The organism is Pelagibius sp., assembly GCF_965227505.1.
Lineage (GTDB): Bacteria > Pseudomonadota > Alphaproteobacteria > Kiloniellales > Kiloniellaceae > Pelagibius.
The window spans coordinates 2644861-2662886 of record NZ_OZ245757.1; the positions used below are offsets into that span (position 1 = coordinate 2644861).

An 18026-nucleotide genomic window follows, 5' to 3' on the forward strand; every position below is an offset into this window, starting at 1 on the left:
CACGCGAGCCAGGACTTCGAAGGTCTTTGTTCGAGAAAGCTTGGCCCATCGGGGCCGGCCCGCTATCAAGGCAACCAAAGCGAACCGATAGACGAAAAGGAGTCGTCAGGTCATGGACGAGGAAACCTTCAACATGGAACTGCGCAAGTTCCTGAAGAAAGTCGGCGTCACCTCCCAGCGCGAGATCGAAGGGGCCGTGCGCAGCGCCATCGACAGCGGCAAGCTCGGCGGCTCCGAAACTCTGAAGGCCAAGATTGTGCTCTCCATCGAGGGCCTGGACCTGAGCCACGAAATCACCGGCGACATCTCGCTGGGCTGACGGGCAGGCTGCTCATTTCCTCAAAGGGCCGCCGCGAGGCGGCTCTTTGTTCCGGTGGCCGTCAGCCTGCGGTCGACGGGCGGAGGCGGCGGACCAGGAGGAACATGCAGCCGCCGGCAATCAAGAGGATGCTGGCAAGGCTGAAGGGGTCGGTCACGAACACCGTCATGTCGCCGCGCGAGAACAGCAACGTGCGGCGCAGGTACTCTTCGAAGGCGGGGCCAAGAATGTAGCCCAGCACGATGGGTGTCGGCTGCAGGCCGAGCCGCACCAGCAGCCACCCGAAGATGCCGAACACCAGCATCGTCCAGACATCGAACATCGATCCGTGCACCGAATGTACGCCGATGATGCTGAGCACGATGATCAGGGGCACGAGTTTTCGGAAAGGCACACGCAGCAGCGAGGCCCAGACGGCGGCCAGCGGCAGGTTGAGGATCATCAGGATCACGTTGCCGATCACAAAGCTCGCGATCAGCGCGTTGAAGAGATCCGGGTTGTTGGGAATGAAGCCGGGGCCCGGCGCCATGCCGTGAATCATCAGCGCCCCGGCAAGCACCGCGATCACCGGGTTGCCCGGCAGACCGAGGGTGAGCAGGGGGATCAGCGCTGACTGCGCGGAGGCGTTGTTGGCGGCCTCGGGGGCGGAGACGCCGGCAATCGCCCCCTCGCCCAGCCGGCGGTCGGGCGTCTTGAAGGCGCGCTCCAGCCCGCGGGCCGCCAGCGCCGCCATCACCGTGCTGACGCCGGGAACGGCGCCGAGGACCGCGCCGATCGTGGTGCCGCGCAGCGTGGGCCAGACACCGGCGCGCAGGTCCCGGCGGGTCGGCCAGGGCCAGCCGATGGGCGGGATGCGGTCCGGCCTGCTGCCGGTTTCCAGGGCGCGGATCAGCTCCGAAATGCCGAAGAGGCCCATCACCAGGGGGACGAAGCCGATGCCGTCGCGCAGTTCGGTCAGCCCGAGGGTGAAGCGGGGCATGCCGCCGCCGGAATCGGTCCCGATCAGGCCGAGACAGGCGCCCGCCAGAATCAGGATGACCGCCGGCAGCGGCCTGCCGGGCGCGATCACCGCCGCAGCGAAGAGGCCGAGTGCGATCAGCCCGGCAAGACCGGCTGGGGAGATCAGCAGCGACCACTGCGCCACCGGACCGGCCGCGACGGCAATGAAGACCGCCGTCGCCAGCCCAGCGAAGAGGGACGACAGCGCGGCAATGGCGATCGCCGGCCCCGCGCGGCCGGAGAGCGCAAGGCGGTGACCGTCCAGCGCGGTCACGATCCCGGACGTCTCGCCGGGCAGATTGAGCAGGATCGCGGTCGTCGAACTGCCGTACTGGGCGCCGTAATAGATGGCCGCCAGCATGATCAGCGCGCCGGCGGGATCGAGCACGAAGGTCACCGGCAGCAGCAGCGCCAGGGTCGCCGCCGGCCCGATGCCCGGCAGCACGCCCACGACCGTGCCGATCAAGGCACCGGTGAAACAGAGAAGGACGTTCTCCAGAGTCAGAACGGCAATGAACTGGCCGAACCAGGCCGAAAGGTCGCCCATCTCAGAACGGCCCCCAGGGCCACACACGGGTCGTCGGCGGCAGCAGCGTCATGCCGATCCCGGCGGCGACCATGGCGGCCAACATCGCTGTTAGGGCGAGGTCACGCAGGCTGCGGTCGCCCGCACCCCAGCCGGCCACGGCCGCGGTGACGGCACAGGCTGCGACGAGACCGGCAAAGGGCATCAGCAGCGGGAACAGCGCCACCGCCGTCAGCAGCGCCAGGCCCGGTCCCGACCGCCCGCGGAGGCGGGAACCGCTCCCGGTACCGGCCGCGCTGCCGGCCTCGCTGCTCCCTGTCTTGGCCCGGCGCGGCATAACCCGGATCTCGGCCAGGGACACCAGCAGCCAGAGCGCCGACAAGGCGACGACACCCATCGACAGCCACCGGGCGAACAGGCCGGGCCCGATCCGGCCGTCGACCCAGGCCGGCTGGGTATGGGCGAGGATCATGAGCGCGCCGCCGAGCGCCGCGATGGCGGCCGGCGCAGCCACGGCAGCGGCGACAGCCCCTGGTGTCATAGCGGAAGCAGGAGGACGCAAGGTGTTGAGGACCCCAGGTTTGCGCGGGAGCTATATTGACATTGATTCGCATTCTCAATAAATGACGGCACAGTCAACGGTCAATCGCCCATTTCGTCACGAAAGACAGAATCGACCTCAAGAAGAGAAAGGGAAGCTTCCAATGATCAACAGACGTGCCTTCGTCGGCGCCGCCCTTGCGACGCCCTTCCTTTCGCTGGCCGCCCGGTCCGCGCAGGCCGCCGACTGGCCCAAGGCCGGTCCGATCCGTCTCGTGGTCGCTTCCGGCGCCGGCGGCAATGCCGATGTGGTGGCGCGGATCGTCGCGGCCGAACTGGAGCCGCGGCTGGATCAGCGCATCCTGGTCGAGAACCTGTCGAAGGCCTCGGGCATGCAGGCGACGGAGGCCGTCAGCAAGGCCGAACCCGACGGCTACACGCTGCTGGTGGGCACCTCCTCGCAGCTGGTCCACAACATCGCGCTGTTCGAACCGCTTCCGGTCGACATCAAGCAGACCCTGCGCGGCGTCGCCATGATGAACGAAGTGCCGATGATCATGTGCGTCAACAAGGACGACCCGGCACAGTCCCTGACCGAGATGATCGAGCGTATCAAGGCCGCCCCGGACAGCTTCCAGTACGGTTCGGGCCCGGCGGGCACCACCACCCACATCACCGGCGCGCTGTTCCTCTCGCGGATCGGCGCCGACATCGTCCACGTCCCCTATCCGAAAAGCGGCGAGGCGATGCGCGACCTCATCGCCGGCCGCCTCAGCTTCGTCTTCAATCCCTCGCTGACCGCAGTGGTGCAGGTGCGCGACGACGCGGTGCGCCCGCTGGGGGTCTCGGCGGCGGCGCGCCTGGATGCGGTGCCCGACATTCCGACAATCTCGGAGGCCGGACTTCCCGATTTCGTCTCCCAGACCTGGAACACCATCTCGGCGCCCTCGGGCACGCCGGACGAAATCGTCCAGCAGCTCAACGGCATGGTCAACGAGGTCGTACAGTCCGAGGCTATCCGCAGCCGGCTGGAGGATCTCGGCTCCATCGTCCCGGCGGCGATGACGCCCGGCGAGGTGGATGCCTACTACACCCGCCAGCGGGACATCTGGATCCCGGTGGTGCGCGACACCGGGGCGCGGCGCAGCTGAAGCCAAACCGACGCTCACCAGAGTGCGGGTCTGGCGACCATCAGGACGAAGACGCCGATCAGGCTGACAAAGCCGACCCAGCCGAGGCGCACCCAAAGCGTGAAAGCCTGCCAGAAGCGGTCGGGCAGCGCCGCGTTCCGGTCCAGGGCGGTGGTGGCGAGACGCTGCAGGTCCAGCTGCAGCTTCACCACCACCAGCCAGGCGATGCCTGCCGTGGCGTAAAGCAGATAGCTGAGCAGGAGCCAGGGCGCAGCGAGGTCGTGGCCGGCGAGATGGACCAGCCACAGCCCGGTTGCGAGCTGGACACAGCCCGCCGGCAGGGTGAACAGCCAGTCGGCCAGCACCACCTGGCGCGCCACGCGGGCAATGCCCGCCACCGCACCGCTGCGGCAGGCCATGGACATGTGAAAAGCCGTGCCCAGCCCGGTGCCGAAGAGAATAAAGGCGCTGAAGATATGGAGGCCACGCGCGACAAGATAGAGGTCCATCACCGCTCTTCCGCCAGCACCATCTGCACCAGCACCAGCACGAGGATCGGCAGGTTCTTCAGCAGCGGCCCGAAGGGATCGGCCCACAACGCCGGGGCGGCCAGGGTCAGCACCGCGGTGTAGCCGGCGATCACCGCCAGCTGCAGCAGCCCCGTCAGGCGCGGGCGCCAGTTGACCGCCAGCAGGGCGGCGATCACCAGGTCGAGCAGCGAGGTGGCGATGGCCGTCACGATTGCCAGCGCCGCCGGCAGGCCGAAACCGGTCAGCAGCGGCAGGGCGAAGTCCCCGAGGGTCGCCAGACCCAGAAGGCCGGAGATCAGCCACAGCAGCACCAGAACGCCCCGCAGCAGCGGGCGCAGCAGGTAGAGGCGGGCATGCCAGAGGTCCTGGGTCTGGGCGGGGCGCAGCTGCAGACGCCGCGCGAGCGGCGCCGGCTGAAAGCCGATCGTCTCGGCAAAGCCGGTTTCGCGCCCGGCGTTGCCGTACTCCAACTGGGCCAGCGCGTTGGAAGACAGCGGCCCGCGCCCGAAGAGATCCCCCAGACGGCAGAGCGGACGCACGACGGAAAGCGGGATCGGAAGCGGCCGCGCCGGCGGACGGCCCAGCCATGCCCGGTAGCGGGCAAGGATCGACTTCAGGGTTTCGACCTCCGGACCCACCGGCTCCAGCACCCGCCGCGCCAGGTCCGGCCGCTCCAGACAGGCGATGACCGTCCGGGCGAGGTCGTCGACGTGCAGAGGACGAAACGGCTGCCCACCGCCGCCGACCAGTGGCGTTACCCAGGGAAAGGCCGCCAGGGCGCGCAGCATGGCTGTGCCGCCATAGGCGCCCTCGCCATAGATCAGCGAGGGCCGCAGGACAACCCAGTCGAGGTCGAGGCCCTGCAGGTGATCGTCGGCGCGTTTCTTGGAGAGCGCGTAGTCTGTCTCGGCCTCCGCATCGGCGCTGATGGCTGAAACCTGGATCACCCGCGCGACACCGGCCTCGACGCAGGCATCGAACAGTGCCGCCGGCGCCAGGTGATGGATCGCCTCCATGTCCTGCCCGCGCCCGCCCTGCAGCACTCCGGCGCAGTTGATGGCGGCGTCCACACCCTCCAGGCGTTCGCGCCAGACGGCCACCGTGGTGTCGCGGTTCATGTCGGCGGCAATCGTCTCGATGTCCGGGAAACGGAGCGCAAGCTTCGACGGATCGCGCACCGCCGCCACCACCTGATGCCCCGCTGCGATGAGCGCGGCGGTCAACTGGGCACCGATGAAGCCATTGGCACCGGTCACCAAAACCCGCATCGAAAACGATTCCCCCGACAACTCTAACGCGGAGTCTAGCCGGGCCGCGGTGCAAGCGATAGAGGACGGCTTGCCGCAGCTCAGTTTGCCGGGAAGGCCGGCGGCAGCGGCATCTCTTTCTGTTCCATGACGCGGCGGGCACGGTCCGGGTAGTCGGTGATGATGCCGTCGACGCCGAGATCGATGAGGGAGGCTATGTCGCCGGGATCGTTCACCGTCCAGACCACGACGCGCAGGCCGAGCGCCTGGGCCTCCCGCAGGTCCTGCGCGCGAAGATCGCGGTAGAAGGGCGACCAGACGGCGCCGCCGGCCGCCTTCACCGCCGCCGGCGGCGTCACGTCAGACCAGTCAATGGCCAGCCCGCCGATCCAGGGCGAGGGCTGGCGCGCGCCGCGGGCCAGGTTGTCGAGCCAGGACTGCTCGGCGGTGAGATAGACGGTTTCGATCTCCGGCGCGATCTCCTGAACCCGGAGCAGGCTGCGCCAGTCGAAAGACTGCACCGCCGCCCGCTCGGCGACGCCGGCGGCGTGGATGGTCTCCACCAGCGCGTCGGCGAAGGCCGCCGGTTCCGCCGAGTCCTCCGGCGAGAGCGGCGAGATCTTGGTTTCGATGTTGTAGCGGATCAGCCCGCCGCTCAGCGCCTCGGCCCGGGCCAGCACCTCGGCCAGGCTGGGAATAGCGACGCCGTCCAGCCCTTGCTGTTCGGGATAGCGCCGGGCGACGCGGCTGCCGGGGCGGGCGCGGCCGATGTCGTAGGCCGCCAGCTCGGCCCGGGTGAGGCCGATCAGGGGCGCGGCCCCCGCCTCCTCCAGCCAGGTACCCGCCGCATCGCGGGTGCGCTCGGGCATCAGGCGGCGGTCGTGGTGCACCACCACCACACCGTCGGCGGTCATCACCGTGTCGAGCTCCAGGGTCGTGACGCCCAGCGCCAGCGCCGCCTCGAAGGCCGGCAGGCTGTTTTCCGGCATCAGGCCGCGCGCACCGCGATGGCCCTGAAGATCGAAGGATGTGGCGACGCGGCCCAGTCCCGCCTCCGGCGGTTCGCCGGGAAAGAAGAACGCGACGGCGGCAAGGCCCAGGAGACCGAGGGTGCAGCCCAGCCAGAAACGCGAGGCGCGCGACAGCCGCCTGCGGGGCGGCTCAGCTTTTTCCTGTGGCTCCTTGGCTTCGTTCATCGGCAGCTCGCGTCTCTTCCTCCAGGCGTCCATGCACGGCGCGCATCCAGGTGCCGGTCTGGCGCGCCAGCGGGTCCTCTGCCGTCTCCAACGCGGCGGTCGCGGCGGCAAGCTGCTCGGGCTTCTTGTTCTGGCTGAGCTTCGCCTTGGCCTCCAGCCGCGCCACCGGCATCTCGAAGGCGACGACCCCACGCATCATGGCGGTCATGAAGCCGTCCTCCAAGCCCTCGGTCGACCAGGGCTGCCGTGCCCCGTCCTCGTGCAGCGCCACGAGCCGGTCGAGCATGCCACGCAGAGCGATCGGGTCGTCGACGATCCGCGGCATACCGTAAGCATGCACCGCGACGTAGTTCCAGGTCGGCACCGTCGGCGGGCCGCCGCCATAGGAGGTCGGCGAAATGTAGCTGTGCGGGCCCTGAAAGACCGCGAGCGCCTGCTGTCCCCGGGCGGCCAGGGCCTCGAAGTCGCGCCACTGCGGGTTGGCGCGGGCGAGGTGGGCCAGCAGCGTGCCTTCCGGCCCGCCGTCGGGGTTGGGCGCCGGGTCGTAGAGGAACGGCAGGTGGCTCGCCTGGGTCACGCCGTCGGGCGCGGTGATCAGGAGGCCGAAGTTGAAGGCCTCGATGACCGCGGCGATCTGCCGGCGGTCGTCGAGGCGGAAGGCCTTGGGAACGAACATGGGACGGGTCCGGTCTGACTGGGGTGCGGCGGCGCAACCTAGGCGGACAGGCGGTTCTGCAAAAGGGCCACTAGAAACCGAATATGGCGGACCACTTTTGAGCGGGAAGACGCCTCAGCGCAGCACCAGGCGATAGGCGATGAGGGCGACGAGACCGTAGACGAAGTTCAGCGCCAGCACGGTGGGCCAGGGGGTCATGGCGCCGAGGCCGAGCTTGGCCAGCAGCGAGGGCGCCAGGGTCAGCAGCACCAGCGCGGCGAAGGCGCCCCAGGCGCCGCGCAGCAGGCGGTAGATCAGCGGCACGGCGGCGACGAAGGCGATGGCGATGACATAGCGGTTCGGCACCACGGCCAGGCGTTCGAAGAGGTCGGGACGCAGGAACAGGCCGGCCGCCGCCGCATTGGCCAGCGTCCCGGCGGCGCCGGCGATCACCACCGCAAGAACCGTTCGCAGGATCAGGATCATGCCCTAGAAGTAGTGTGCCGCAACGCCAAACGCCAGGATTGTACCCAGCCTTTGGATGACCACGCCGCCGACGGGCCTCAGCCCTTGCGCTCCACCATCAGTTTCTTGATCTCGGCGATGGCCTTCGCCGGGTTCAGGCCCTTGGGGCAGGTCTTGGTGCAGTTCATGATGGTGTGGCAGCGGTAGAGCCGGAAGGGGTCTTCCAGCTGGTCGAGGCGCTCGCCGGTCGCCTCGTCGCGGCTGTCGGCGATCCAGCGGTAGGCCTGCAGCAGAATGGCGGGCCCGAGGTAGCGGTCGCCGTTCCACCAGTAGCTGGGGCAGGAGGTGGAGCAGGAGAAGCAGAGAATGCACTCCCAGAGGCCGTCCAGCTTGGCGCGCTCCTCCGGGCTCTGCGGGCGCTCGCGCTCCGGCGCCGGGGTCTCGGTCTTCAGCCAGGGCTCGATGGAGGCGTACTGCGCATAGACCTGGGTCAGGTCCGGCACCAGATCCTTCACGACAGGCATGTGCGGCAGCGGATAGACCTTCACCTCGCCCTTGATCTCACTCAGGTACTGGGTGCAGGCCAGCGTATTGGTGCCGTCGATGTTCATGGCGCAGGAGCCGCAGACCCCTTCACGGCAGGAGCGGCGGAAGGTCAGCGTCGGATCGATCTCGTTCTTGATCTTGATCAGCGCGTCCAGAACCATCGGTCCGCAGGACTCGAGATCCACCTCGTAGGTGTCGACCTTCGGGTTCTCACCGTCGTCGGGATTCCAGCGATAGACCTTGAAGGTCTTGGTCTTCGCGGCCTCGGCCGGCTTCGGCCAGGTCTTGCCGGTGCCGATCTTGGAATTGGCGGGAAGCGCAAACTCGACCATCGAAATCTTTCTCTTCTCAGACTTCGGGAAGGGCTAAAGGGCGATCCGTCGATCCCACCCCGGCACGCGCCTTAGTAGACGCGGGCCTTGGGCGGGAAGGTCTGGACCTCGTTTGTCAGGGTATTCAGGCTGACCGGGCGGCTGCCGAAGCGCACCTTGCCGTCCTCGCCGCACCAGGCCAGCGTGTGCTTCATCCAGTTGGCGTCGTCGCGCTCGGAGAAGTCCTCGCGGGCATGGGCGCCGCGGCTTTCGGTGCGCTGGGCCGCCGACTCCATGGTCACCTTGGCCTGGAACATCAGGTTGTCCAGTTCAAGCGCCTCCACGAGGTCGGAGTTCCAGATCATCGAGCGGTCGGTGACCGCGATGTCGCCGCGCTTCTGCCAGGCCTGGTCCAGCTTGCCGACGCCTTCGAAGAGCGACTCGCCGGTGCGGAAGACCGCGGCATGGCTCTGCATGGCGCGCTGCATTTCCAGGCGCAACTCCGCCGTCGCCGTCTCGCCCTTGGCGTGGCGCGTCCTGTCGAGGCGGTCGAGGGCAGAGTCGCCGGCATCCTCCGGCAGCGGGCGCTGCGTGTCGCCGGGGGTCAGAATCTCGGCGCAGCGCTTGGCCGCCGAACGGCCGAAGACCACCAGATCGAGCAGCGAGTTGGAGCCCAGGCGGTTGGCGCCGTGCACGGAGACACAGGCCGCCTCGCCGATGGCCATGAGGCCGGGCACCACGCTGTTGGGGTTGCCGTCCTTTTCGGTCACCACCTCGCCGCTGTAGATCGCCGGGATGCCGCCCATGTTGTAGTGACAGGTGGGCAGCACCGGGATCGGCTCCTTGGTGACGTCGACGCCGGCGAAGATGCGCGCGGATTCGGAGATGCCCGGCAGGCGCTCGTGCAGCAGTGCCGGCTCCAGGTGTTCCAGGTGGAGATGGATATGGTCGTCGGCCTCGCCGACGCCGCGGCCGTCGCGGATTTCCATGGTCATGGCGCGGCTGACGACGTCGCGGCTGGCCAGGTCCTTGGCCGAAGGCGCATAGCGCTCCATGAAGCGCTCGCCCTCGGAGTTGGTGAGGTAGCCGCCCTCGCCGCGCGCGCCTTCGGTGATCAGGCAGCCGGCACCGTAGATCCCGGTGGGGTGGAACTGAACGAACTCCATATCCTGCAGCGGCAGGCCGGCGCGCGCCACCATGGCGTTGCCGTCGCCGGTCTGGGTGTGGGCGCCGGTGCAGGAGAAATAGACGCGCCCATAGCCGCCGGTGGCGATGATCACCATCTGGGCGCGGAAGCGGTGGATGGTGCCGTCGTCCAGGTTCCAGGCCATGAGACCCCGGCAGGAGCCGTCTTCCATGATGAGGTCGAGGGCGAAATACTCGATGAAGAACTCGGCGTGCTCGCGGAGGCTCTGCTGATAGAGCGTGTGCAGCATGGCATGGCCGGTGCGGTCGGCCGCCGCGCAGGTGCGCTGGGCGATGCCCTCGCCGTAGTGGGTCGTCATGCCGCCGAAGGGGCGCTGGTAGATCCGGCCGTCCTCCGTGCGGCTGAACGGCATGCCGTAGTGTTCAAGCTCAAGGATCGCGGGTGCCGCCTCGCGCACCATGTACTCGATGGCGTCCTGGTCACCCAGCCAGTCAGAGCCCTTCACGGTGTCGTACATGTGCCAGCGCCAGTCGTCCTCGCCCATGTTGCCGAGCGAGGCGGAGACCCCGCCCTGCGCGGCCACGGTGTGGCTGCGGGTCGGGAAGACCTTGGTCACGCAGGCCGTCTTGAGGCCCGCTTCCGCCAGGCCCAGGGTCGCCCGGAGACCGGCGCCGCCGGCCCCGACGACGACGACGTCATAGGTATGGTCGACTATCTCGTAGGACTTGGTCATGCTCGGTCCTCAACTCCCCTTGTTGCGGGTGTCCCGCATCGCGTGGCGCTCGTCCACAAGGCCCCGTATCCCCATGATCACGGTTCCCGGCCCCCGGTCTCAGGCCTGCCCGAAGAGCAGCAGAAGAACCGAGAGGATACCGGTCAATCCGAGGACGATCGCCGCCGCCTTCGCCAGCAGCAGACCGGCGATCTTCACCAGCTCTCTATGGACGTAGTCCTCGATCACCACCTGCAAACCGAGGTAGGCGTGATAAAAGGTCGCAGCGATCAGCAGGATCAGAAGACCCGCCACGACAGGCGATCCGGCCCAGGCGGCCACCGCCCCGTAATCCGCGCCGCTCAGCGAAATCACCGAAGCGCAAAACCACAGCGTCAAGGGAATGAGGGCAATGGCGCTCAGACGTTGAGCCCACCAGTGTCCGGTGCCGTCCTTGGCCGAGCCCAAGCCCCTGACCCGACCGAGAGGGGAGCGCAGGCTCATCTCAGGCCCCTCCCATCATGGTATAGCCGGCGATCCAGCTGGCGACGGTCAGGACCGCGCTCGCCGCGACCACCGCAAGGCCGCTGCGCTCCGCCGTGCGCATCTCGAAGCCGTAGCCCGCATCCCAGAACAGGTGCCGGATGCCGTTGCAGAGATGATAGAAGAGGGCGAAAGTCCAGCCGAAGAGCAGCAGGCGTCCAATGACGGAGCCGACCAGCGCCTGCGCGGAGGCAAAGGCGCTGGGTCCGCTGGCCGCCGCCGCAAGCCAATAGATCAGAAGCAGGGTCCCAACGGCCAGGGCCACCCCGGTGATCCGGTGCAGAATCGAAAGGGTCGTCGTGATCTGCGGCCGGTAGACCTGCAGATGAGGCGAGAGGGGCCGATTGGAACTGCTCATACGCGGCTGCTTTCTTTCGGCTGCTTGCCAATGGATGGTCCGGATCGTCGCTCGGATCCCGGTCGACAGCGGCGCTGCGGGCGGCGCTGCGGAAGGACCGGGCAGGCGGCGACAGTGAGGCCGGGAGCCGGGCTTTGTCTGTCCGCGCGGACCTTCATACCCGGTAAACCTCAACAATCCGTCTAGACCGCTTGAGATTTAGACCGCAGCGCAGCACAAGTCAACGCGGAGCGCTGCCTCCCCTGCCTTTGCCATCGGAAAAAACACTACAAGATCAAAGGCTTTTCGACCGAAGGGGTGGTCGGTCGAGGCCCTCCGGGGTGCTGCGCGGCGCAACGCCCGGGGCCATGGATGACGTCCCGCCAGCGACGGTTACAGCTCTTGTCGGGGGCCGGCATCCGGTGGCCCGCAGCGGCCGGACTCCGGATTGCGCCGGACTCGGCGAAAGCGCATGCAGACTTCAACTGTGGACAGAGCTGTGGGCAAGATGTGAAGGAAATGTGCAGGATCGAAGAAACTATGCACAAGATTCTGGGTCGCCACGGAAATTTCGTGTTGTCGCAAAGGCGAATTCGAGCGAGCATCTTCTTGCACGCGAAAGCGCCGAACGGCGGAAATGCGGCCCTTCCGGAGGGTTTCGGCCCAACGGAAAGCGGTTCGGGGACCTGGAACTTTCGGGTTCGAGGAAAGCGGATTGCGGCGGTTCCTGGAGGCTTCGGTCTCCACGGATCGGAGGAGGCGGGTCTTCGGATCTGACTCCGATGAGCTGCCGGCCTTCGGGTCGGGGAACGGCGCCTTGAGGGCCCTCTCGGGGGTCTGAGAGGTCGGGTCGCCGGGTCCAAGGTTCGGGGATGGGCGGTCTCTTCGGAGGCGGTTCGTCCGGCGCCGGTGATCGGGTTGCCCTGCAGTTCTTGATCATCGGTCTGGGAGGTGTCGGTCAGACCTTGCCCGTCATCTTCCGGCGATGGCCGCTCCCCTTCCCCGTGTCGGGGGGCTGGCCAGTCCGGGACGGCAGGACCTTCACGGGTCTTGCGAAGTCTTCCGACCCTGGCGGCTCGCTTGCGGACCGACGGGGTCAGGGAAAGAGGCTCTTCGGAGGCTTTTTCCTGGGGGCTTCAGGTCGGAGGGCGTGCCCTGCGCCGCCGTCTGAGCGGGAGTTGGTTCTTCGGAACCACGCCCGTGCCCGGTCTGAGAGGACTGTCCGCAGCGGGCTCTGCCCGCAGCATGACAGACTGATCGGGAGCCGGAAGAGCGACTGTAAGGACGGATGGGTACCAACCAAGTGAGTTCGCTCCCCTTGGGGAGGGTCACGATCTCGCAGCGCTTTATCGGTCACGCCAGGCCCGGTATCTGCGCGCAGATTATGACAAAGACCTCACTGGCCGCCGCGATCGCGCTGAGCTGGATCCAGCTCTTGAGGCGTCGGGTGTGCCCTTTCTTCCGGGGCACAGCGCAGAAGAGGTTTCCTCCTCTGCACCCGGCGCCTCAGTCATTACACGAGCGACTCCACGGATTCAACTAAATTTTGTGGGGTCATCGAACTTTCACACAAGATTTGGCGTGAGTCCGAGTCCCCTGCGCTCGGCCTTCGGCTGCCCCGGGACTACCCTCAGCGCGGCACCAGCACGCTGTAGTCCAGGTCCAGCACCACCGCGGGATCGTACTTGCCGTCGGCGTCCTTGAAGGGAAAGCCGTCGCAGGGCTGGTCCTTGGCCGCCACCGACCGCAGGCGCAGAATGCCGAGGTCCGGCCTGCCTTCGACCGGCAGCTTCTCCAGCACCTCCGACCAGGCATAGATGGTGTCGCCGGCAAAGCTGGGTGCCGCATGGGTGCCGGCGTTGATCGCCAGCAGCTTCACTGCGTTGCCCAGGCCGTTGAAGCTCAGCGCACGGGTCAGCGAGATGATGTGGCCGCCATAGACGATGCGCCGGCCGAAGCGGCCCTGCCCTTCGGCGTGCTGGTTGAAGTGGACCCGCGCGGTGTTCTGATAGAGCCGGGTGGCCATCTGATGCTCGGCCTCTTCGATGGTCATGGCATCGCCGTGGTCGATGCGCTCGCCGACCGCATAGTCGTCCCAGCGGTGCGGGCTGCCCGCGGCGGTGAAATCGAAGGCCGTGAGGTCCAGCCCCCCGGGAATGATGAAGTGCTCCGCGCCAACGGCGTCCGGCAGCTCGGGGACCACCGCCGGCGGCGCCGGCGCCGCCGGGTCCTTCTTGCGCACCATCACCCAGCGGATGTAGTCGGCGACCAGCGCGCCGTCCTGGTTCACCCCACTGGTCCGCACATAGACGACGCCGGTCTTGCCGTTCGAGTTTTCCTTGAGGCCGATCACCTCGCTTTCCGCCGACAGCGTGTCGCCGGGATAGACCGGCGCGCCGAAGCGGCCGGCGGCATAGCCCAGGTTGGCGACGGCGTTCAGGGAGATGTCGGGCACCGTCTTCCCGAAGACCACGTGGAAGACCAGCAGGTCGTCCAGCGGCGCCCGCGGCAGCCCGATGTCCCGGGCGAAGACGTCGGAAGACTGGGGTGCGAAGCGCGAGCCGTAGAGCGCGGTGTAGAGCGCCTGATCACCGGCACCCAAAGTCCGTGGCGTGGCATGGCGCAGCACCTGGCCGAGGCGAAAGTCCTCGAAGTGGTTCCCGGGGTTCTGCTTTGGCGCGGCAGGGGCCGTTGCTGGGGCCATCTAGGCGGCGCTCTCCAGATCCGAGATCGCTTCGGCCAGGGCAACCAGCCGCTGGGCGTTCTCGACATGAAGGTTTTCGATCAGCTTGCCGTCGACCACAACCACGCCCTGGCCGGCCGCCGTCGCCTCCGCATGGGCGGTAATGATCTTGTGCGACCAGGCGACCTCTTCGCCCGAAGGCGCGAAGACCTCGTTGGCCTTGGCGATGGTCTTCGGATGGATCAGGGTCTTGCCGTCGAAGCCCAGTTCCCTGCCCTGGCGGCAGTGGGCTGCGAAGCCCTCGTCGTCGGAGAGGTCCAGGTGAACGCCGTCGACGATGGCCTTGCCGTAGGCGCGCGCGGCCAGAATGCAGAGCCCCAGGCTGGTCAGCACGGGCAGACGCTCCGGCGTGTGTTCCGCCTGCAGGTCCTTCACCAGATCGGAGGTGCCCATGACCAGGCAGGTCACGCGCTCCGAGGCGGCCGCGATCTCCTGGGCGTTCAGCATGCCCAGTGGCGTTTCCATCATGCACATGATCCCCATCGTCGCAGGGGCGCCGCCGGCGTCCATGCGCGCCTCCAGATCCCGCACCATGGCCGCCGTCTCGACCTTGGGCAGCAGGATCGCGTCGGCCTTGGTGGGGGCGATCGCCGCCACGTCGTCCGCGCCCCAGGGGCTGTCGAAGCCGTTCACCCGCACGATGATCTCCCGCGCGCCATAGCCGCCGGCGGCCAGCGCCTCGACGATCTGCCGGCGCGCGCTTTCCTTGGCATCCGGCGCCACGGCGTCCTCCAGATCCAGGATCAGCGCATCGGCCGGCAGGCTGCGGCCCTTCTCCAGGGCCCGCGCGTTGGAGCCGGGCATATAGAGAACAGAACGGCGCGGACGGGCGCGAAGGGTCATGCGTGAAACCTCCCGATGGCGGAACGACGGCGGCAGCGGGCGGTCATCCCGCACCTGCGAACACGGCTGGCGACTATAATGCACCACCGCCCTGTGGCAAGCTGCGCACCCGAGACCCTTCTGGTGCCCACGCGTAGTCCCCTGGAACCCACCATGTCCGCCCCGAACGTGATCTCCGTCCAGTCGCACGTCGCCTACGGCCATGTCGGCAATTCGGCAGCCGTCTTCGCACTGCAGCGCCTGGGGATCGAGGTCTGGCCGGTCCATACCGTGCAGTTCTCCAACCACACCGGCTATCCGGACTGGCAGGGCCAGGTCTTTGCCGCCGAGGATGTCGCCCGCCTGATGGACGGCCTGGAGGCGCGCGGCGCCCTGGCAGACTGCGATGCGCTCCTGAGCGGCTACATCGGCGATCCGGCGCTGGGGGCTGTCATCCTGGATGCCGCGGCGCGCATCCGCGCCGCCAACCCGCGCGCGCTCTACCTCTGCGATCCGGTCATGGGCGACCACGGCAGGGGTCTCTTCGTGCGAGACGGCGTACCGGACTTCCTGCGCGGCCCGGCGCTGGCCGCCGCCGACATCGTGACCCCGAACCTCTTCGAGCTGGAGATCCTGACCGGCCGGAAGCCGGAGGGGCTTGAAGCTATCCGCGATGCCGCCGCCTCGCTGCTCGCACATGGACCGAAGGCGGTGGTGGTCACCAGTTTCAGCCCGGCGGGCAATGCCGCGGGCGAGATGGAGATGCTGGCGGTGAGCGCCGAAGGTGCCTGGCATGTCGCCACCCCGCGTCTCGCCATGAGCCCCAACGGCGCCGGCGATGCGGTGGCGGCCCTGCTGCTCGGCTTCTATCTGAAGACCGCTGCGCTGCCGGAGGCGCTGGGCTCCGCTGCGGCGGCGATCTTCGAGATCCTCGACACCACGCTGGAGAGCGGCGCCGACGAACTGCAGCTCATCACCGCCCAGGACCGGCTCGAAACCCCGCGCCGGCGCTTCACGGTCCGGACGCTCTAAGCATCGAGCCTTCACAAACGCAGCCGGTTCGGCTAGAAACCGCCCACTCACAGCAAAGGGCGCACCGCACCGTGCCATCGTAACAGCCGGTCTCCTCTGTTCCACCAGTCCACACGGCAGTGCCCCGCGCTGCCGGACCGAAGTCTGTGAGTTCCTCTTGGTGGCGGTTCGAGACCGGTATGGCACGGCTGAACCGCGACCGGCATCCCCGCCGCCCCGCGGCTGATTTTCCAGCATTTCGAATCTCCCCCTGACCGCGCCTCTTCGGCTTCTCACTGCCGTCGTCTTGACGAACTTCCCAACGGGAAGAGCAAGCCGGCATGTCCGATACCCTGCGCGTCCTCTGGACGCTGGTTCCTCAGAGAGCCCCTCAACCCTGGCTGCACTGCAGCCGCTGCGGTGACCCCAAACCCTTCGAAAGCAGCAACAAGTTCCGCCTTAACGCCAACGGCAAGCGCCTCGATGCCTGGTTGATTTACCACTGCACGGCCTGCGGCCAGACTTGGAACCGCCCGTTTCTGGAGCGCCGTCCCGCCGCTGCGGTCGATCCGCAACTCCTGGCAGCCCTCCAGCAGAATGACCCGCGCCTGGCGCGGCACCTGGCCTTCGACATCGAAGACCTGCGGCGCAGAACTGTGCGCATCGCGGCCTGCGGCGGGGCAAAGGTACAGAAGGTAACGCTTCAGGTGCCGGCACGCCCTACGGCACGGCTGGAGATCGGTTTTGCGCTGGCAATCCCGGTCTCTCTGCGCTTGGACCGGCTCCTCGCGGCAGAACTCGGTCTATCGCGCAAGCACCTCCACCGCATGCAGGACGAAGGCAAGCTGGTGATCTCTCCCACGGGAGCGCGCCGGCTGAAGAAGCCTCCTCAGGATGGCTGGCAACTTGCGTTGGATCTGTCGCAAGAGCGTGACTGCGACGCGATCGCGGCAGCCGCCCGGTGACCACGCCGCAGCGGGTTCTTCTTGGACATGCCTGAGGCATAGCGGCCACGTGGCCTTCAGTCCGGCAGAAGATGGCACCAGGACAGACACGACCCGGCTGCTTCAGGGGAGGAGAACACCCCTCCCGGCAGTCCGCTTCGGTTCAGTTCGCCGCCGCTTTGGCCTTCAGGGCTTCGACACGAAGGGTCAACTTCTCTAAGTCGCCGTCCGGGAACACGTGCTTTCGAGAGCCGCCAGAAAGGTCTCTTCGCCTGAAGGCTTGCAATCCCCGAAGGGCGCGCCAGAACGGGATCACCACATCCTGGCGGCTGCCTTCCATGGTCAAAACCACTTCGGGGGTGTGCAGTGCGCTCCTTGCTGAATCTGGCCACTCCTGGACAAGCAAGCACACAGCCGACGTTGCTTTGTCGGGGATGAAATGAAGCTCGAATTCGCTCGGCTCCGCGCGAAGGACAAGGGGTCTTGTGTGAGTCCCTTCTGCCGCTGCGGCTAGCACAGCACAGCAGTCGCTGAGGACCGACGAACTACAGGCGACGGATTCGGAAAGCCTTTGCCCCGCAAACTCGATTGCAAAGTCCATCCAACCAGACGAAGGATTTTCAAACGTCACACTGAGCCCGGGGGCAGTCAACTCAAGCCCGCCGGCTGGCCGAGGCCAGCAGCCCGGCCGCCGCCAGCAGCAGGCCGCCGGTGATGCGGTTGACCAGGGAGGCGCGGTCGCGCAACAGCGGTGCGAAGACCTTGCCGGAGAGCACGTAGGCGAAGGCCGCCAGGACCTCGGTGCCCAGGAAGGTGAGCCCGATCACGAGGAACTGCGGCAGCGCCGGCTCGCCGGGTACCACGAATTGCGGGAAGACGGCGGTGAAGACCAGGATGGCTTTCGGATTGCCGAGGGCGACCAGAAACTCGCGCCGCGCCATCACCGCAACCGACTGGTTGGCGCGGGCCATGCCGCCGGGATCGTTCGGCGCGGCGGCCGGCGTGGTGAGCGCCCGCAGGCCCAGGTAGACCAGGTAGGCGACGCCCACCCACTTGATGACCTGGAAGGCGAGTTCCGACGCCGCCAGCACGGCCCCCAGGCCGAGCGCGGCAATGACGATCATCACCGCAAAGGCGCCGATGCGCCCGCCCACCGCGGCCAGCGAGCGGCCGGCCCCGAACCGCAGGCCGTTGGTCAGCGCCAGCAGGTTGTTGGCGCCGGGCGAGAGCGAAATCAGCATCGCCGCCACGACGAAGACCAGCCAGCTATCGAATGACATGGTTTCCTCCATCACTGAGGGCG

The 18026-nt window shown here is 67.6% G+C and carries 19 protein-coding genes; 4 read left to right on the forward strand and 15 right to left on the reverse strand.

The genetic code is table 11. The features are described from left to right. The first annotated feature begins 112 nt into the window (after positions 1–112). Positions 113–319 carry a DUF6494 family protein gene (locus ACO06P_RS12555; RefSeq protein ID WP_299396334.1) on the forward strand — a complete coding sequence of 69 codons (207 nt, stop codon included), beginning with the start codon at positions 113–115 and terminating at the stop codon, positions 317–319. Positions 320–380: 61 nt separating this feature from the next. Here ACO06P_RS12555 and ACO06P_RS12560 read toward each other — a convergent pair whose 3' ends face one another. Then, a complete protein-coding gene (locus tag ACO06P_RS12560; RefSeq protein ID WP_420345583.1) occupies positions 381–1865 on the reverse strand; it encodes a tripartite tricarboxylate transporter permease in 1485 nt (494 codons plus the stop codon). A 1-nt stretch (position 1866) separates the two neighbouring features. After that, complete coding sequence (locus ACO06P_RS12565; RefSeq protein ID WP_420345584.1) at positions 1867–2358, reverse strand: tripartite tricarboxylate transporter TctB family protein; 492 nt, start codon at positions 2356–2358, stop codon at positions 1867–1869. A 190-nt stretch (positions 2359–2548) separates the two neighbouring features. Here ACO06P_RS12565 and ACO06P_RS12570 point away from each other — a divergent pair, with 190 nt between their 5' ends. After that, entirely contained in the window at positions 2549–3535 is a 987-nt protein-coding gene (locus ACO06P_RS12570; protein ID WP_420345585.1) for a Bug family tripartite tricarboxylate transporter substrate binding protein, read from the forward strand. Positions 3536–3549: 14 nt separating this feature from the next. Here ACO06P_RS12570 and ACO06P_RS12575 read toward each other — a convergent pair whose 3' ends face one another. The 11 genes from ACO06P_RS12575 to ACO06P_RS12625 form a co-directional block, all read right to left on the reverse strand. Further along, positions 3550–4023 carry a DUF2269 family protein gene (locus tag ACO06P_RS12575; RefSeq protein ID WP_420345586.1) on the reverse strand — a complete coding sequence of 158 codons (474 nt, stop codon included), beginning with the start codon at positions 4021–4023 and terminating at the stop codon, positions 3550–3552. Continuing rightward, the gene (locus ACO06P_RS12580) at positions 4023–5312 is read right to left on the reverse strand and encodes an NAD(P)H-binding protein (protein ID WP_420345587.1); all 1290 of its coding nucleotides are present in this window, start codon (positions 5310–5312) and stop codon (positions 4023–4025) included. The genes ACO06P_RS12575 and ACO06P_RS12580 overlap by 1 nt, the downstream gene beginning before the upstream one ends. Before the next feature lie 80 nt (positions 5313–5392). Continuing rightward, the gene (locus tag ACO06P_RS12585; protein ID WP_420345588.1) at positions 5393–6487 is read right to left on the reverse strand and encodes a glycerophosphodiester phosphodiesterase; all 1095 of its coding nucleotides are present in this window, start codon (positions 6485–6487) and stop codon (positions 5393–5395) included. Beyond that, the gene (locus ACO06P_RS12590) at positions 6453–7163 is read right to left on the reverse strand and encodes an FMN-binding negative transcriptional regulator (protein ID WP_420345589.1); all 711 of its coding nucleotides are present in this window, start codon (positions 7161–7163) and stop codon (positions 6453–6455) included. Before ACO06P_RS12590 ends, ACO06P_RS12585 begins: the two co-directional genes overlap by 35 nt. A gap of 114 nt (positions 7164–7277) precedes the next feature. Continuing rightward, the gene (locus tag ACO06P_RS12595; protein ID WP_420345590.1) at positions 7278–7628 is read right to left on the reverse strand and encodes a hypothetical protein; all 351 of its coding nucleotides are present in this window, start codon (positions 7626–7628) and stop codon (positions 7278–7280) included. A 77-nt stretch (positions 7629–7705) separates the two neighbouring features. Beyond that, positions 7706–8485, reverse strand: coding sequence for a succinate dehydrogenase iron-sulfur subunit (locus ACO06P_RS12600; RefSeq protein WP_420345591.1), 780 nt, complete (start codon positions 8483–8485; stop codon positions 7706–7708). Between the two features lie 71 nt (positions 8486–8556). Further along, positions 8557–10344, reverse strand: a complete 1788-nt coding sequence (gene sdhA / locus ACO06P_RS12605) for a succinate dehydrogenase flavoprotein subunit (RefSeq protein WP_420345592.1) — start codon at positions 10342–10344, stop codon at positions 8557–8559. 99 nt (positions 10345–10443) lie between these two features. Then, positions 10444–10827, reverse strand: a complete 384-nt coding sequence (gene sdhD, locus ACO06P_RS12610) for a succinate dehydrogenase, hydrophobic membrane anchor protein (protein ID WP_420345593.1) — start codon at positions 10825–10827, stop codon at positions 10444–10446. A gap of 1 nt (position 10828) precedes the next feature. Then, a complete protein-coding gene (sdhC, locus tag ACO06P_RS12615; protein WP_420345594.1) occupies positions 10829–11224 on the reverse strand; it encodes a succinate dehydrogenase, cytochrome b556 subunit in 396 nt (131 codons plus the stop codon). A gap of 1609 nt (positions 11225–12833) precedes the next feature. Beyond that, the gene (locus ACO06P_RS12620; protein ID WP_420345595.1) at positions 12834–13907 is read right to left on the reverse strand and encodes a MaoC family dehydratase; all 1074 of its coding nucleotides are present in this window, start codon (positions 13905–13907) and stop codon (positions 12834–12836) included. Next, positions 13908–14789, reverse strand: coding sequence for an HpcH/HpaI aldolase/citrate lyase family protein (locus ACO06P_RS12625; RefSeq protein ID WP_420345596.1), 882 nt, complete (start codon positions 14787–14789; stop codon positions 13908–13910). It lies immediately after the preceding gene. Between the two features lie 153 nt (positions 14790–14942). Between ACO06P_RS12625 and pdxY the strand changes: the two genes are divergently transcribed. Beyond that, positions 14943–15800, forward strand: a complete 858-nt coding sequence (gene pdxY / locus ACO06P_RS12630; RefSeq protein WP_420345597.1) for a pyridoxal kinase PdxY — start codon at positions 14943–14945, stop codon at positions 15798–15800. A gap of 320 nt (positions 15801–16120) precedes the next feature. Continuing rightward, positions 16121–16744: a DUF1062 domain-containing protein gene (locus ACO06P_RS12635; RefSeq protein WP_420345598.1), complete on the forward strand. Its 624-nt coding sequence runs from the start codon at positions 16121–16123 to the stop codon at positions 16742–16744. A gap of 142 nt (positions 16745–16886) precedes the next feature. On the opposite strand, the gene ACO06P_RS12640 is transcribed toward ACO06P_RS12635, so the two are convergent. After that, positions 16887–17063, reverse strand: a complete 177-nt coding sequence (locus ACO06P_RS12640) for a hypothetical protein (RefSeq protein WP_421935191.1) — start codon at positions 17061–17063, stop codon at positions 16887–16889. A 313-nt stretch (positions 17064–17376) separates the two neighbouring features. After that, positions 17377–18003, reverse strand: a complete 627-nt coding sequence (locus ACO06P_RS12645) for a LysE family translocator (protein ID WP_420345599.1) — start codon at positions 18001–18003, stop codon at positions 17377–17379. Positions 18004–18026: the final 23 nt, after the last annotated feature.